This is a genomic window from Micromonospora sp. NPDC049004 (assembly GCF_040649315.1).
Taxonomy (GTDB): Bacteria; Actinomycetota; Actinomycetes; order Mycobacteriales; family Micromonosporaceae; genus Micromonospora.
In genome coordinates this window covers 116,882-129,782 of sequence record NZ_JBEZFG010000013.1, presented here as the reverse complement: position 1 = coordinate 129,782, position 12,901 = coordinate 116,882, and the positions used below count along the sequence as shown (strand labels likewise).

Annotated in this window: 16 protein-coding genes; 10 read left to right on the top strand and 6 right to left on the bottom strand. The window is 71.7% G+C overall.

What is annotated here, in order from left to right; translation table 11 throughout:
- Positions 1 to 323, top strand: a 323-nt coding sequence (locus AB0B97_RS30225) for a C39 family peptidase (protein WP_357498462.1), incomplete at its 5' end; no start/stop codon positions are given.
- Between the two features lie 591 nt (positions 324 to 914).
- On the opposite strand, the gene dusB is transcribed toward AB0B97_RS30225, so the two are convergent.
- The 4 genes from dusB to AB0B97_RS30205 all read right to left on the bottom strand — a co-directional run bounded on the left by dusB (position 915) and on the right by AB0B97_RS30205 (position 4,491).
- Positions 915 to 2,087, bottom strand: a complete 1,173-nt coding sequence (dusB, locus tag AB0B97_RS30220) for a tRNA dihydrouridine synthase DusB (protein ID WP_357498460.1) — start codon at positions 2,085 to 2,087, stop codon at positions 915 to 917.
- Between the two features lie 64 nt (positions 2,088 to 2,151).
- A complete protein-coding gene (locus tag AB0B97_RS30215; protein ID WP_357498458.1) occupies positions 2,152 to 3,531 on the bottom strand; it encodes a glycine--tRNA ligase in 1,380 nt (459 codons plus the stop codon).
- 114 nt (positions 3,532 to 3,645) lie between these two features.
- Positions 3,646 to 4,125: a hypothetical protein gene (locus tag AB0B97_RS30210; RefSeq protein ID WP_234587280.1), complete on the bottom strand. Its 480-nt coding sequence runs from the start codon at positions 4,123 to 4,125 to the stop codon at positions 3,646 to 3,648.
- Between the two features lie 24 nt (positions 4,126 to 4,149).
- Complete coding sequence (locus AB0B97_RS30205) at positions 4,150 to 4,491, bottom strand: antibiotic biosynthesis monooxygenase (RefSeq protein WP_357498456.1); 342 nt, start codon at positions 4,489 to 4,491, stop codon at positions 4,150 to 4,152.
- A gap of 29 nt (positions 4,492 to 4,520) precedes the next feature.
- Between AB0B97_RS30205 and AB0B97_RS30200 the strand changes: the two genes are divergently transcribed.
- The 9 genes from AB0B97_RS30200 (at position 4,521) to AB0B97_RS30160 (ending at position 9,737) form a co-directional block, all read left to right on the top strand.
- The gene (locus AB0B97_RS30200) at positions 4,521 to 4,778 is read left to right on the top strand and encodes a hypothetical protein (RefSeq protein ID WP_234587274.1); all 258 of its coding nucleotides are present in this window, start codon (positions 4,521 to 4,523) and stop codon (positions 4,776 to 4,778) included.
- A gap of 54 nt (positions 4,779 to 4,832) precedes the next feature.
- Complete coding sequence (locus tag AB0B97_RS30195; protein ID WP_357498454.1) at positions 4,833 to 5,783, top strand: metal ABC transporter substrate-binding protein; 951 nt, start codon at positions 4,833 to 4,835, stop codon at positions 5,781 to 5,783.
- Entirely contained in the window at positions 5,780 to 6,541 is a 762-nt protein-coding gene (locus tag AB0B97_RS30190; RefSeq protein ID WP_234587267.1) for a metal ABC transporter ATP-binding protein, read from the top strand. Before AB0B97_RS30195 ends, AB0B97_RS30190 begins: the two co-directional genes overlap by 4 nt.
- 2 nt (positions 6,542 to 6,543) lie before the next feature.
- Positions 6,544 to 7,410, top strand: coding sequence for a metal ABC transporter permease (locus AB0B97_RS30185; RefSeq protein ID WP_357498452.1), 867 nt, complete (start codon positions 6,544 to 6,546; stop codon positions 7,408 to 7,410).
- Between the two features lie 42 nt (positions 7,411 to 7,452).
- Entirely contained in the window at positions 7,453 to 7,752 is a 300-nt protein-coding gene (locus AB0B97_RS30180; protein WP_007463903.1) for a metalloregulator ArsR/SmtB family transcription factor, read from the top strand.
- The gene (locus AB0B97_RS30175) at positions 7,749 to 8,147 is read left to right on the top strand and encodes a Fur family transcriptional regulator (protein WP_203150761.1); all 399 of its coding nucleotides are present in this window, start codon (positions 7,749 to 7,751) and stop codon (positions 8,145 to 8,147) included. Before AB0B97_RS30180 ends, AB0B97_RS30175 begins: the two co-directional genes overlap by 4 nt.
- Positions 8,148 to 8,160: 13 nt before the next feature.
- On the top strand, positions 8,161 to 8,610 hold the full coding sequence (locus tag AB0B97_RS30170) for a GNAT family N-acetyltransferase (RefSeq protein WP_357498450.1): 450 nt from the start codon (positions 8,161 to 8,163) through the stop codon (positions 8,608 to 8,610).
- A 97-nt stretch (positions 8,611 to 8,707) separates the two neighbouring features.
- Positions 8,708 to 9,316, top strand: a complete 609-nt coding sequence (locus AB0B97_RS30165; protein ID WP_357498448.1) for a hypothetical protein — start codon at positions 8,708 to 8,710, stop codon at positions 9,314 to 9,316.
- 253 nt (positions 9,317 to 9,569) lie between these two features.
- On the top strand, positions 9,570 to 9,737 hold the full coding sequence (locus AB0B97_RS30160) for a hypothetical protein (protein WP_234587259.1): 168 nt from the start codon (positions 9,570 to 9,572) through the stop codon (positions 9,735 to 9,737).
- A 251-nt stretch (positions 9,738 to 9,988) separates the two neighbouring features.
- Here the strand turns inward: AB0B97_RS30160 and AB0B97_RS30155 are convergent, their stop codons facing one another.
- Both AB0B97_RS30155 and AB0B97_RS30150 read right to left on the bottom strand, forming a co-directional pair.
- A complete protein-coding gene (locus AB0B97_RS30155; RefSeq protein ID WP_357498446.1) occupies positions 9,989 to 12,031 on the bottom strand; it encodes an acyl-CoA dehydrogenase family protein in 2,043 nt (680 codons plus the stop codon).
- Positions 12,032 to 12,151: 120 nt separating this feature from the next.
- Positions 12,152 to 12,655: a DUF6328 family protein gene (locus AB0B97_RS30150; protein ID WP_357498444.1), complete on the bottom strand. Its 504-nt coding sequence runs from the start codon at positions 12,653 to 12,655 to the stop codon at positions 12,152 to 12,154.
- Positions 12,656 to 12,901 lie beyond the last annotated feature (246 nt).

The following is a 12,901-nucleotide window of genomic DNA, read 5'->3' as shown; positions in this document are numbered from 1 at the left end:
CCGGCAAGAACGACGCCTACCACAGCGTCGAGATCAGCAAGCCCGACGCCGACGCCAAGCAGACCGACCAACTGCGCGCCGACATCGTCAAGACCGTCGACAACGGCCGCGCCGTCGTCGCCAACATCGCCGGCACCACCGTCGACACCGACGGCAACACCCACTCCTTCGAAGGCGGGCACTACATCAGCGTCGTCGGCTACCGCGACAACGGCACCACCGTCACCATCGCCGACTCCGCCGACCCCAACACCGCCTCCTACCAGGTCACCGTCGAACACCTCGCCGACTGGATCGCCACCCGCGGCTACGCCACCAGCTGACCGTCACACCAACACCAACCGACAAGGGCCGGACCCCGATCGTGGGGTCCGGCCCTTGCCACATATCCGACAAGGGCCGGACCCCACCACAGGGGCCCGGCCCTTGCCGCATGTCCAGGTCAGTCGGTCGCGAAGCGCGCCTCCGCCCCGCGCCGAACGGCCCGGTTCCTCAGCCCACTTGCCCAGGACGTGAGCAGATCTTGGACAGTTTCCGTTAGCAGCTAACGGAAACTGTCCAAGATCTGCGGCGTTACGGTTGGACGACCGAGCCGACCCACGGCGGCGCGGGTAGGGAAAGTCCCCCTTGGGCATCGGAGCCACATCAGCGCCGGCGTCGGCGCGCACACGACCGGCGGCTCGCGGCGCATGGCCCGACCGGGGCTTCGGTCGGCCACCCGCGGCCACGGCCCAGCCCGTGCGGCCCAGCCCGTGCGGCCCAGCCCGTGCGGCCCAGCCCGTGCGGCCCAGCAGGTAGGCCACTCGCGGCCACGGCGCAGCCCGCGCCGCCCAGCCCGCGCCGCCCAGCCGGTGCGGCCCAGCCCGCGCCGCCCAGCCGGTGCGGCCCAGCCGGTGCGGGTCAGCCCGTGAGGGTCAGCCGCCGGAGTCGTCCATCTCGGCGCCCTCCGGGACGGTGTCGTCGTCGCGGCTGGCCAGCCAGCCGTCCGGGAGGGAGACCTTGCCCGGCGAGTTGGTACGCCCGCGCGGCTGACCCAGGGCGGCCACCGGGAACGGCTCGGTCGGGTCGAGCTTGCCGAGCAGGTCGTCGAGTTGGGCGAGGCTCTCGATCATCGCCAGCGAACGGCGCAGCTCGCCGCCCACGGGGAAGCCCTTCAGGTACCAGGCGACGTGCTTGCGGAAGTCGGTGCAGCCGTCGCGCTCACCCCGCGCGGGGTTGCGGGCGCCGGCCACGAACTGGTCGACGAGCAGCTCGGCGTGCCGGCGCATGCTCACCGCCACCTCGCCGAGGTTGGGCAGACGCCGTTCGGGCCGGCCGGTGAAGGCGGCCTCCAGGTCGGCGAAGAGCCACGGCCGGCCAAGGCAGCCCCGACCGATCACCACGCCGTCGACCCCGGTGTGCGCGACCATCCGGAGCGCGTCGTCGGCCTCCCAGATGTCGCCGTTGCCGAGGACCGGCACGTCGAGGGCCTGCTTCAACGTGGCGATCGCGTCCCAGTCGGCGGTGCCCGAGTAGCGCTGCGCGGCCGTACGCCCGTGCAGGGCCACCGCGGCGACGCCGGCGTCCTGGGCGGCGAGCCCCGCTTCGACGTACGTCAGGTGGTCGTCGTCGATGCCCTTGCGCATCTTCACGGTGACCGGCACCCCGGAGGGTGCGGCGGCGTCCACCGCGGCCCGCACCAGGCGGGCGAAGAGCCGGCGTCGCCACGGGAGCGCCGCTCCGCCGCCCCGCCGGGTGACCTTGGGGACCGGGCAGCCGAAGTTGAGGTCGATGTGGTCGGCCAGGTTGCGCTCGACGACGATCCGCACGGCGGCGGCGGTGACCTCCGGGTCGGTGCCGTAGAGCTGGAGGCTGCGCGGCTGCTCGTCGTCGCCGAACGCGATCATGCGGAGCGTCTTCGGGTTGCGCTCGACAAGAGCACGGGTCGTGATCATCTCGCAGACGTAGATGCCGCCGCCCTGCTCGCGGCAGAGCCGGCGGAACCCGACGTTCGTGATGCCTGCCATCGGCGCGAGCACCACCGGTGGCGACACCTGGTACGGCCCGAGGGCCAACGGGCGCAGCACGGGAACGGTCGAGGCGGTCACCGCACAAGTGTACGGGGCCCCGACCGGCGCTTTCCGCGTCGGCCGGGGCCCCGTGCCAGGTGTCTCAGCAGCCGGGGAGGCGCTCGATCAGGTAGCGCTCGACCTGGTCCAGCGAGACGCGCTCCTGGCCCATGGTGTCCCGGTTCCGCACCGTCACGGCGTTGTCGTCAAGCGTGTCGAAGTCGACTGTCACGCAGAACGGGGTGCCGATCTCGTCCTGCCGGCGGTAGCGGCGGCCGATCGCCTGCGAGTCGTCGAACTCGACCACCCAGCGCTTGCGCAGCAGCGCGGCGAGGTCCTTGGCCTTGGGCGACAGCGCCTCGTTACGCGACAGCGGCAGCACTGCCACCTTCACCGGGGCGAGCCGCGGGTCGAACCGCATCACGGTGCGCTTGTCCACGCCGCCCTTGGTGTTCGGCGCCTCGTCCTCGTCGTACGCCTCCAGCAGGAAGGCGAGCACCGCGCGGGTCAGACCCGCGGCCGGCTCGATGACGTACGGCATCCAGCGCTCGCCCTTGGTCTGGTCGAAGTACGACAGGTCGACGCCGGAGTGCTTGCTGTGCGTGGAGAGGTCGAAGTCGGTGCGGTTGGCGACACCCTCCAGCTCGGCGAACTCGGTGCCGCCGAACTGGAAGCGGTACTCGATGTCGACAGTGCGCTTCGAGTAGTGCGAGAGCTTCTCGGCAGGGTGCTCGTACAGGCGCAGGTTGTCCGCCGAGAGCCCGAGGTCGAGGTACCAGTTCCAGCGCTCCTGGAGCCAGTACTCGTGCCACTCTTCGTCGGTGCCCGGCTCGACGAAGAACTCCATCTCCATCTGCTCGAACTCGCGGGTCCGGAAGATGAAGTTGCCCGGGGTGATCTCGTTGCGGAACGACTTGCCGGTCTGCGCGATGCCGAACGGCGGCTTCTTGCGGGCGACCGTCTCGACGTTCTTGTAGTTGACGAAGATGCCCTGCGCGGTCTCCGGGCGCAGGTAGTGCAGCCCCTCGTCGCTCTCCACCGGGCCCAGGTACGTCTTCATCAGGCCGTTGAACATCTTCGGCTCGGTGAAGGTGCCCTTGTTGCCGCAGTTGGGGCAGTTGACCTCGGCGAGCGAGGTGGGCGCGTGGCCGTGCTTGGCCTCGTACGCCTCCTCGATGTGGTCGGCCCGGAACCGCTTGTGGCAGAACTGGCACTCGGTGAGCGGGTCGACGAACTCGGCGATGTGGCCGGACGCCTCCCACACCTTGCGGGCCAGGATCACGGCGGAGTCGAGGCCGACGACGTCGTCGCGCTGCTGGACCATGGTCTTCCACCACTGCCGGCGGACGTTCTCCTTCAGCTCCACGCCGAGCGGACCGTAGTCCCACGCCGATCGGGTGCCTCCGTAGATCTCGCTGGAGGGGAAGACGAAGCCTCGGCGCTTGGCGAGGCTGACGACGGCGTCGATACGGTCGGCTGGCATGTTTCCTCCTACGCCGGCTGGCGGTCGGCGGGGGCGAGATGTGGATGGATCGGTCGGTTCGGGCCAACGGTACGACCACCGGCGTCCCGAGCCCAGCAGAATACCGGTGGCGGGTCAGCTCACCCCGCAGACCTCCATGCCGCCGGTCTGACCGTCCTGGCCCAGGCTGACCTGCTGCCGCTCCCGGTCGCCGCCGTCGAGGGTCACGTCGACCGGGACCGTCAGGTTGGTGGTGTCCACCTCACCCACCCGGAACGCGGTGACCTGCGGCTCGGCGGCTGCCCGCCGCTCGAACTCGGGGCGGGACTCGCGCCGCTGCGCGTCGTCGCAGAGCTGGTCGTACGCCCGGCCGTAGTTTCGCTCGACGAGCGCCTGGTAGTAGTCGCCGGTCACCGTGCGGCCCTGCTCGCGTACCGCCTGCACGCCGCTCACGGCCAGGCCGACGACTGCCGTGCCTCCGCCGCCGCAGCAGAGCAGCACGGCGAGGGCGCCGACGCCGAGGCCGATCCAGAGCCGGGTCCGGCGGCCCTCGGTGGGCGGCGCGGCGAACGGCGGAGCCACACCGGGACCGGGCGGCGGGGCGGGTGCGGTCATAGGAGCAGGGTAGTGCCCGGCGGCTCAGCGGTAAGGACCAGCGGCCCGATCACTCTCGGCTACCACCACTGCTCCCCCGGGCGCGGCAGTGGCCAGCGCCTCGTACGCGGACGGCTCGTCGACCGACTGGGCGAGCAACGGCACCGCGCTGACCTTGACTTCGAAGGCGCCGAGCGCCCGCCGGTAGGTGCCTACCGACTCCCACTCGGTGAGCAGCGTCCAGTACCGGGGGTCGTCCAGGGCCCGGACCAGTTGGCCGCGCAGGTAGCCGGGGCAGGCGGCCAGCGCGGTGAGGGCGGCGTGCGCCCGTTCGGTGAAGCCGTCGGCGACATCGACGTCGACCACGAACCGGTTGGTCACCAGCACCGGGGGTTCCTCCTCGTAGAGTCTGTGGGATGCAGCGTACGCAGCGCCCTCTGCTGGCCCGGTTGGCCGGGGCGAACCCGACGTCGGTGTTCCTGCTCACCCTGGTGGTGGTGCTGGTGGCGTTCTTCACGCCGGGGGTGGTCGGCGCTCTGCTGACGCTGGCCCTCGCCGCCGCCCTGATCGCCCTGTTGGCGACCACCTGGTCGGTTCAGGCGCCACAGACGCGGCTGATCCGGCTGCTGATGCTGACTCTCCTGATCACGGTGGGCCTGGCGAAGCTGCTCTGACATGCAAGCATGCGTTTTTGACAATCATTGTCGTTACCACGGACAGTTGGGGACATGACCAACCGCACCACGTCCCGCGTCCTGGCCGCCGCGACCGCCCTGCTCGCCCTGGGCGCCGTCGCCGGCTGCTCCACCGGCGGCGCGGCCGGCGCCGATCCCCAACGGGTCGACGTGGTGGCCGCGTTCTACCCACTCCAGTTCCTCGCCGAGCGCATCGGCGGTGACGCCGTCCACGTGACCAACCTGGCCAAGCCGGGCGCCGAGCCGCACGACCTGGAGCTGAGCCCCCGCCAGGTCGGTCAGGTCACCGAGGCCGAGCTGATCGTCTACCTGAAGGGCTTCCAGCCCGCGGTGGACGAGACTGTCGCGCAGGACGACGACGCCCCGGTGTTCGACGTGGCAGGCGTGCAGCCGCTGTTGGACGCGAGCGCCGGCGGCCACAACCACGAGGGCGAGGAGGAGCAGGGCGAGGAGCAGCACGCGCACGCCAAGGACCCGCACGTCTGGCTCGACCCGACCCGGCTTGCCGCCATCGGCGACCAGCTCGCCCAGCGGCTCGGCGAGGTCGACCCCGACCACGCGGCCGACTACACCGCACGGGCCACGGCTCTGCGCGCCGATCTGACGGCCCTCGACGGCGAGTTCACCCAGGGCCTCGCGACCTGCCAGCGGCGGGAGATCGTGACCAGCCACACCGCGTTCGGCTACCTGGCCGACCGCTACCGACTCGAACAGGTAGGCATCACCGGGCTGAGCCCGGACGTCGAGCCCTCGCCGCAGCGGCTCGCCCGGGTCATCGAGGACGCGAAGGCGCACCAGGCCAGCACGATCTTCTTCGAGGCGCTGGTCAGCCCGAAGGTCGCCGAGACCATCGCCGGCCAGGTCGGCGCGAAGACCGCGGTGCTCGACCCGATCGAAGGACTCGCCGCAGGCAGCGGCTCGGACTACCTTTCGGTCATGCGTACCAACCTGCAGACCCTGCGGACGGCGTTGAGCTGCTCGTGAGCACTCCCGTCATCACCGTCGAGCACGGCGCGGTCGGCTACGACGGCCGCCCGGTGCTCCGGGACGTCTCGCTCACCGTGACCGCCGGGGAGGTGGTCGCCGTGCTCGGCGCCAACGGCTCCGGCAAGTCCACGCTGATCCGCGCGATCCTCGGCCTGGTGCCGCTCAGCGCCGGCTCGATCACCCTCTTCGACCGGCCGTTGCGCCAGTTCCGCCAGTGGCAACGCATCGGGTACGTCCCGCAGCGCCTCGGCGCCGGCGGAGGCGTGCCCGCCACCGTCCGCGAGGTGGTGGCGTCCGGCCGACTCGCCCGCCGGGGGATCCTGCGCCCACCCGGCGCGGCCGACCGGGCCGCCGTCGACGCGGCCCTGCGCGCGGTGGGGCTCGCCGACCGGGCTGCCGACCCGGTGTCCACCCTCTCCGGCGGTCAGCAGCAGCGCACCCTGATCGCCCGTGCGCTGTCCGGCCGGCCGGAGCTGCTGATCCTCGACGAACCCACCGCCGGGGTGGACGCGGCCAGCCAGGAGGCGTTCGCGGGCGCGCTGCGCGACTTCGTCGCCGACGGCGGGACGGTGCTGCTGGTGGCACACGAGTTGGGCCCGCTGCGACCGGTGATCAGCCGGGCGGTAGTCGTCCACCAGGGCGGCGTCTGTCACGACGGTCCGGTTCCGGACCCGGCCGGCCACCACGCGGAGCCCGACCACGACCACGTGCACCCGCACGGTCCCGACGAGCCCGCCGGGCTGTGGAGCAACTGACCATGGAACTCTTCCAGTACCCCTACATGCAGCGCGCCCTGATCGGCGCGCTGGTGATCGGCCTGGCCGCGCCGGCGCTCGGCATCTACCTGGTGCAGCGCCGACTGACGCTGATCGGCGACGGCATCGGCCACGTGGCGTTGACCGGCGTCGGCGCCGGCCTGCTCCTCAACCGCTCGCCGGTGCTGGTGGCGGTGATCGTCGCCACGGTCGGCGCGGTCGCCATCGAGGTGGTCCGCGCTCGCGGGCGGACGTCCGGTGACCTGGCCCTGGCGCTGCTCTTCTACGGCGGCATCGCCGGCGGCGTACTGCTGGTCGGCCTCTCGGACGCGACAAGCGCCAACCTCAACGCCTACCTCTTCGGGTCGCTGCTCTCCACCTCGATGGCCGACCTGATCACCGTCGGAGTGCTCGGCGCGGCGATCCTGATCACCATGATCGTGCTGCGGCCCGCGCTCTTCGCGATCAGCCACGACGAGGAGTACGCCCGCGTGTCCGGCCTGCCGGTACGCACCCTCAACCTGCTGATCGCCGTCACCACAGCGGTCACGGTGACCATCGCGATGCGGGCCGTCGGGGTGCTGCTGATCAGCGCGCTGATGGTGGTTCCGGTGGCCACCGCCCAGCAGGTCACCCGGGGCTTTCGCAGCACGATGACCGCCGCGATGGCGCTCGGGTTCTTCGCCGCCGGCTCCGGCGTCTGGGTGGCGGCCACCGCCGACACCCCGCCCGGCGCCTCGGTGGTGCTGCTGGCGATCGCCTCGTTCCTGGTGGTGGCCGTGGCTGGCGCCCTCTGGCGGGCGGTGCGCCGCCGCACCGCACCGACCCCCGTACCGGCGCCGGAACCACACGAGGTAGTCCTGCACTGAACCTGATCGGCGGATGTCGGTGGTATTGGTTACCGTTGCAAGATGACCAGCGCAACAGGCTACGAGGGTTTCGACGGAGCCAGCGAGTTGCTCCGGGCCCTGTCGGCGCCCATCCGGCTGGCCATCGTCAGCGAGCTGGCCGGCGGCGAGCGGTGCGTACACGAGCTGGTGGAGAAGCTGGGCGCGGCACAGCCGCTGGTGTCCCAGCACCTGCGGGTGCTGCGCGGCGCGGGCGTGGTGCGGGGCTCCCGCCGGGGCCGGGAGATCGCGTACAGCCTCGTCGACGAGCACGTCGCGCACATCGTGGCGGACGCGGTCAGCCACGCCGGGGAGGGATCATGAGCGAGAGCGGCGCCGCGGTGCGCAACACCCGGCAGCGCTCGGCGGTGAGCGCGCTGCTGGGCGAGATGGAGGGCTTCCACAGCGCCCAGGACCTGCACGCGATGCTCCGGCAACGCGGCGAACGGGTCGGCCTCACGACTGTCTACCGCACCCTGCAAGGGTTGGCCGACGCGGGCGAGATCGACGTGATGCGCCCGCCGGGCGGCGAGCACCTCTACCGCCGGTGCAGCGAAGGGCACCACCACCACCTGGTCTGCCGGGCCTGCGGGCGTACGGTCGAGGTGGCCGGCCCTGCCGTGGAGAGCTGGGCCGACCGGGTCGCCGCGCAGCACGGCTACGCCGACGTCAGCCACACCCTGGAAATCTTCGGCACCTGCCCGGCCTGCGTCCGGTGACTAGCCTGGGGCCGTGTCAGACCTTCAGTTCAGGCCGGTGCAATCGGTAGGTAACGAAGCAGCCCTGCTCGACTGGCAGTACATCCACAATCTGATCATCCCCACGGCCGCGCTGTCGGTCGACGAGATCGTCGTCCGCGCCCAGCGGAACATCCTCGAGGTCGCGTACGTCGAGGGCTCGCCGGTGGGGTGCTCGACGGTACGACCCCCGGAATCCGACGCGGCGGCGGCGACCGTGATCGCACGGGTTCTGCCTGGACATCGCCGGCGCGGCTACGGGGAGCAGGTCTACCAGCGAGGGCTGGCGAGGGCACGCGATCTGGGCGCAGAGGTCATCGACACTGTCGTCCTGGCCTCCAACGACGACGGCCTGCGGTTCGCCCGACAGCACGGCTTCGTCGAGATCGAGCGGTACGTCCTGCCCGGTGACACCGTGCCGTTCGTGGACCTCCGGCTCGCCTGATCGCGGCGTGACAGGTGATCGCACCGTTCCCGTGCGATCCTCGGGCAGCTGATCCGGCGGGTGCCGGTCGCGGCGCGTTCGTGGCACGCTGTCCGGCGTGAAGATCTACGCCGATCGGTTTCCGACCGCCGTCCGACAGTTGATCACCGACCTGCTCGTCGTCGCCTGGGTGTACGTCGCGATCCGCGCCGCGCTCTGGCTGCACGACCTGGTGCAGAAGCTCGCCGTACCCGGACAGAAGCTGGAGGGCGCCGGCGGTGGCCTCGCCGACAACCTCGCCGACGCCGGCGGCAAGGTCCGGCGGGTGCCGCTGGTCGGTGACGAGCTGACCGCGCCCTTCCAGCGGGCCGCCGACGCCGCCCGCGGGCTCGCCGACGCCGGCCGGGAGCAGCAGCACCTGGTCGACCAGCTCGCCCTCGCCCTCACCGTCGCGGTGCTGATCTTCCCGCTCGGGCTGGTGCTCTTCGGTTGGCTGCCGCTGCGGCTGCGGTGGATGCGCCGGGCCGGATCGGCCGCGAAGCTGGCTGCCGGGCCGGCCGGGCGGGACCTGCTCGCGCTACGCGCGCTGGCCACCCAGCCGCTGGGCCGGCTGACCCGGATCGCGCCCGACGTCGCCGAGGCGTGGCGACGCGGCGACGACGAGACCGTCGAGGCCCTGGCCGCGCTGGAGCTACGCCAACTCGGCCTGCGCAACAAAGGCCGCTAACCCACCCACACCCCGCACCCCGCACCCCGCACCCCGCACCCCGCACCCCGCACCCCGCACCCCGCACCCCGCACCCGCGATCTTGCAGATTCTGTCGCGGCATAAGGGGCAGAACAGGACAAGTCAGCGACCGAAAGTGCAAGATCGACGAGATCGGTCGCGCCCCTCGGGACGACGTTCCGCGTGGGGTGTGCCGTGCGGTGGCGCCGCGCCGACTCGGGACCTGCGGCGATCGGGCCGTTAAGGTCTTCGGGTGTTCTACTTCCTGATCGTCATCGCCGTACTGCTGCTCGGCTACGCCGCCGTCCTGGTCTCCCTCGTCCGCCGGGGCAGGAAGATCCCACCCGCGGCGTACCTCGCCCTGGCCGGGCTCAACGGTCTGATCCTGGCCGGGGTGCTGGCCTGGGCGGTCGCCCGCTGAAACCCCACGCTGTGCCAAGCGACGCCGTGCCGAGCCACGCCACACCACGCCACGCCACGCCACGGCACGCCACGCCACGCCACGCCACGGCACGCCACGCCACGCCACAAGATCGTGCTCGAAGCATGAAGTAGTGGCCTCGCGGTTGGAGGGATGCCACTACTTCCAGGATCGAGCGCGATCTTGCGGTGCGATCGACACCACCAGTGCGGCGAGGATCGACGGCGACGCAGCGGGCGGGTCGGGAAGGGCTACGGCTTCGGCGGGATGCGGCGGCGGACGTCCTCGGCGGTGGACGGGCCGGGCGACCAGCGGGCCACCCAGGGCAACTCGTCGGACGGGGTGATGACCCCCTCCTCCAGGCCCGCGTAGCGGCCGGCGAGGATCCGCTTGGCGGCTGCGGTGTCGACGGAGTCGGTGTTGTCCCAGAGTGCCGTGAACAGGGCGTCCACCCGAACCCGGGCCTGCCGGCAGAACAGGTCGGCCAGCTCGACGTTCTCGGGTCGCGTGTCCCGCTCGGCGGACGCCCGGACGCAGACGGCGGACATCGCGAACAACTCCGCGCCGATGTCCACCACGCGCCCGAGGAACGCCTGCTTGCGCTCCATCTTTCCCTGCCAGCGGGACATCGCGTAGAACGTCGACCGGGCCAGCTTGCGCGACGACCGCTCCACCTGGCGCAGGTGCGCGGCCAGGGGGCCGAACTCGGCGTACGACGACGGGCTCTGGCCCTTGCCGACCGCGAGGGTCGGCAGCCACCTCGCGTAGAACGCGCCCGCACGGGCGCCGGCGCGGGCCTTGCGGCCGAGCCCCGCCTCCGGGTCGATGATGTCGCCGGCCACCGAGAGGTGGGCGTCGACCGCCTCCCGGGCGATCAGCAGATGCATGATCTCGGTCGAGCCCTCGAAGATCCGGTTGATCCGCAGGTCGCGGAGCACCTGCTCGACGTTCGCCGGGCGTTCGCCGCGGGCGGCCAACGAGTCGGCCGTCTCGTAGCCGCGCCCGCCCCGGATCTGGATCAGCTCGTCGGCGATCTTCCAGGCCATCTCGCTGGCGTACAGCTTGACCAGCGCCGCCTCGATCCGGATGTCGTTACGGTCGTCGTCGGCGAGCAGGCAGCACAGGTCGAGCATGGTCTCCATGCCGTACGTGGTGGCGGCGATGAAGGAGAGCTTCTGGGCGACCGCCTCGTGCTCGCCCACCGGCCGGCCCCACTGGACGCGGTCGGCGGCCCAGCCCCGGGCGACGTTCAACGACCACTTGCCGGCGCCCACACACATCGCCGGCAGGGAGAGCCGGCCCGTGTTCAACGTGGTTAGGGCGATCTTGAGGCCCTTGCCCTCACCGCCGATGACGTTCTCCGCCGGTACGAACACGTCGTGGAACCGGGTCAGGCTGTTCTCCAGACCGCGCAGACCGACGAACTCGTTGCGCCGCTCCACCGTGATGCCCGCGCTGTCGCCGTCCACCACGAACGCGGTGATCCCGCCGCGCCGGCCCTCGGCGGCGGGCACCCGGGCCATCACCACCAGCAGGGTCGCGACGATGCCGTTGGTGGCCCAGAGCTTGACCCCGTTGAGTCGGTAGCCGGTGCCGTCCTCGGTCGGCTCGGCGGTGGTGGCGAGCCGGGCCGGGTCGGAGCCCACGTCCGGCTCGGTGAGCAGGAAAGCGGAGACCTCGCCCGCGGCGAGCCGGGGCAGGAAGCGCTGCTTCTGCTCGGCGGTGCCGAACATCTTCAGCGGCTGCGGCACCCCGATCGACTGGTGCGCCGAGAGCAGCGCGCCGATCGCCGGGCTGACCGAGCCGGCCAGCATCAGCGCCCGGCAGTAGTGCAGGTTGCTCAGACCGAGGCCGCCGTACTTCCGGTCGATTTTCATGCCGAACGCGCCGAGGTCGGCGAGCCCGTGGAAGACGGAGTCCGGAATGGAGGCGTCGCGTTCGATGGCCGCGCCGTCCACTTCGGAGCTGAGAAAGGCGCGGAACCGACCAAGGAACTCCTCGGCGCGGGCCACGTCGTCGGGGTCGGAGCGCGGCCACGGGTCGATGAGGTCGAGCCGGAACCGGCCGAGGAACAGCTCCTTGCCGAAGCTGGGTCGATCCCAGGTGGACTCCCGGGCGGCCTCGGCGACCTGCCGGGCCTCCTTCTCGGAGACCTGCCCCGCCTCCGCCGGCAACGGCGCGGCACTGCCGGCCGCAGTGCTGCCGGGCGCGGCGCTAACGGGCGCAGTGCTGCCGGGCGTGGCTTCGGAGTCGGGGCCGTCCGGTGCCGGTCGGCCGTTCTGCGTCGTGGTCACGGCTGCCCCCTCGAACCTCGGTTGCGGCTGCGTCGACGTGCGCGACTACCGTCACGCTACCCCCGGTTGTTACCCAGGGGTAGCGCTGCGCACGGATCGACGTAGGCCGCTCCGGCGTGGTCAGCGGCCGGTGAGCGTGTCCGGGTCGTCGTCCTCGTCTTCGATGTCGTCCTCACCCCAGCTGCGGCGGGCGAACGGCAGGATCATCCAGAAGGTGAGGAACCAGAGCCCGGTCAGCGCACTGAGCAGGAAAGCGACCGGCCGGTCCAGCACGAAGTCGGTGATCAGCAGCACCGAGCTGACCATCGCGATCAGCATGAAGGCAAGGCCGCCGGTGGCCATCCGATGGGCGAAGCGGACCAGCTCCGGCTTGCGCCCCTGACGGAACAGCGCCCGGTGGAACGCCACCGGCGAGATGATCAACGCGGTGGCGGCGGCCGCGGCGAGCAGCGCGACGATGTAGACGTCCCGCTGGAACTCGCTGGTCCGGGTGAACCCGTTGCTGAACGGCAGGGTGAGCAGGAAGGCGAAGAGGATCTGCACACCGGTCTGGGCGACCCGCAGCTCCTGCAACAGGTCGGCGAAGTTGCGCTGCCAACGCTGCTTCTCGGTCTCCTTGGACACGCGCTACCTCCGGTCAGACGGTACTGCCGGCGGTCCCGGCCGCCGGCAGCAACGCCAATGCCCCACCCGGCCGAGCGCGAAACAGACTCACGACATGTTCCGGCCATCTCCCGGTCGCCCGCCGGTCATCGCCCGGTCGCCACACCGTCGCCGCCCCGCCCGCGTCGGGCCATCGCCCGCGCCACGCCGCCAGCCCGCGCCCGGCCGCATACCGTCGCGCCATCGGCCGCCCGCGCCGCCGGGGAG

Excerpts from the sequence above, each read along its gene's own strand:
- AB0B97_RS30210 (WP_234587280.1), bottom strand. The coding sequence starts at position 4,125 with ATGACCGCACCCGCCCCGCCGCCCGGTCCCGGTGTGGCTCCGCCGTTC.
- AB0B97_RS30215 (WP_357498458.1), bottom strand. The coding sequence starts at position 3,531 with ATGCCAGCCGACCGTATCGACGCCGTCGTCAGCCTCGCCAAGCGCCGA.
- AB0B97_RS30200 (WP_234587274.1), top strand. The coding sequence starts at position 4,521 with ATGCAGCGTACGCAGCGCCCTCTGCTGGCCCGGTTGGCCGGGGCGAAC.
- AB0B97_RS30185 (WP_357498452.1), top strand. The coding sequence starts at position 6,544 with ATGGAACTCTTCCAGTACCCCTACATGCAGCGCGCCCTGATCGGCGCG.
- AB0B97_RS30180 (WP_007463903.1), top strand. The coding sequence starts at position 7,453 with ATGACCAGCGCAACAGGCTACGAGGGTTTCGACGGAGCCAGCGAGTTG.
- AB0B97_RS30175 (WP_203150761.1), top strand. The coding sequence starts at position 7,749 with ATGAGCGAGAGCGGCGCCGCGGTGCGCAACACCCGGCAGCGCTCGGCG.
- AB0B97_RS30195 (WP_357498454.1), top strand. The coding sequence starts at position 4,833 with ATGACCAACCGCACCACGTCCCGCGTCCTGGCCGCCGCGACCGCCCTG.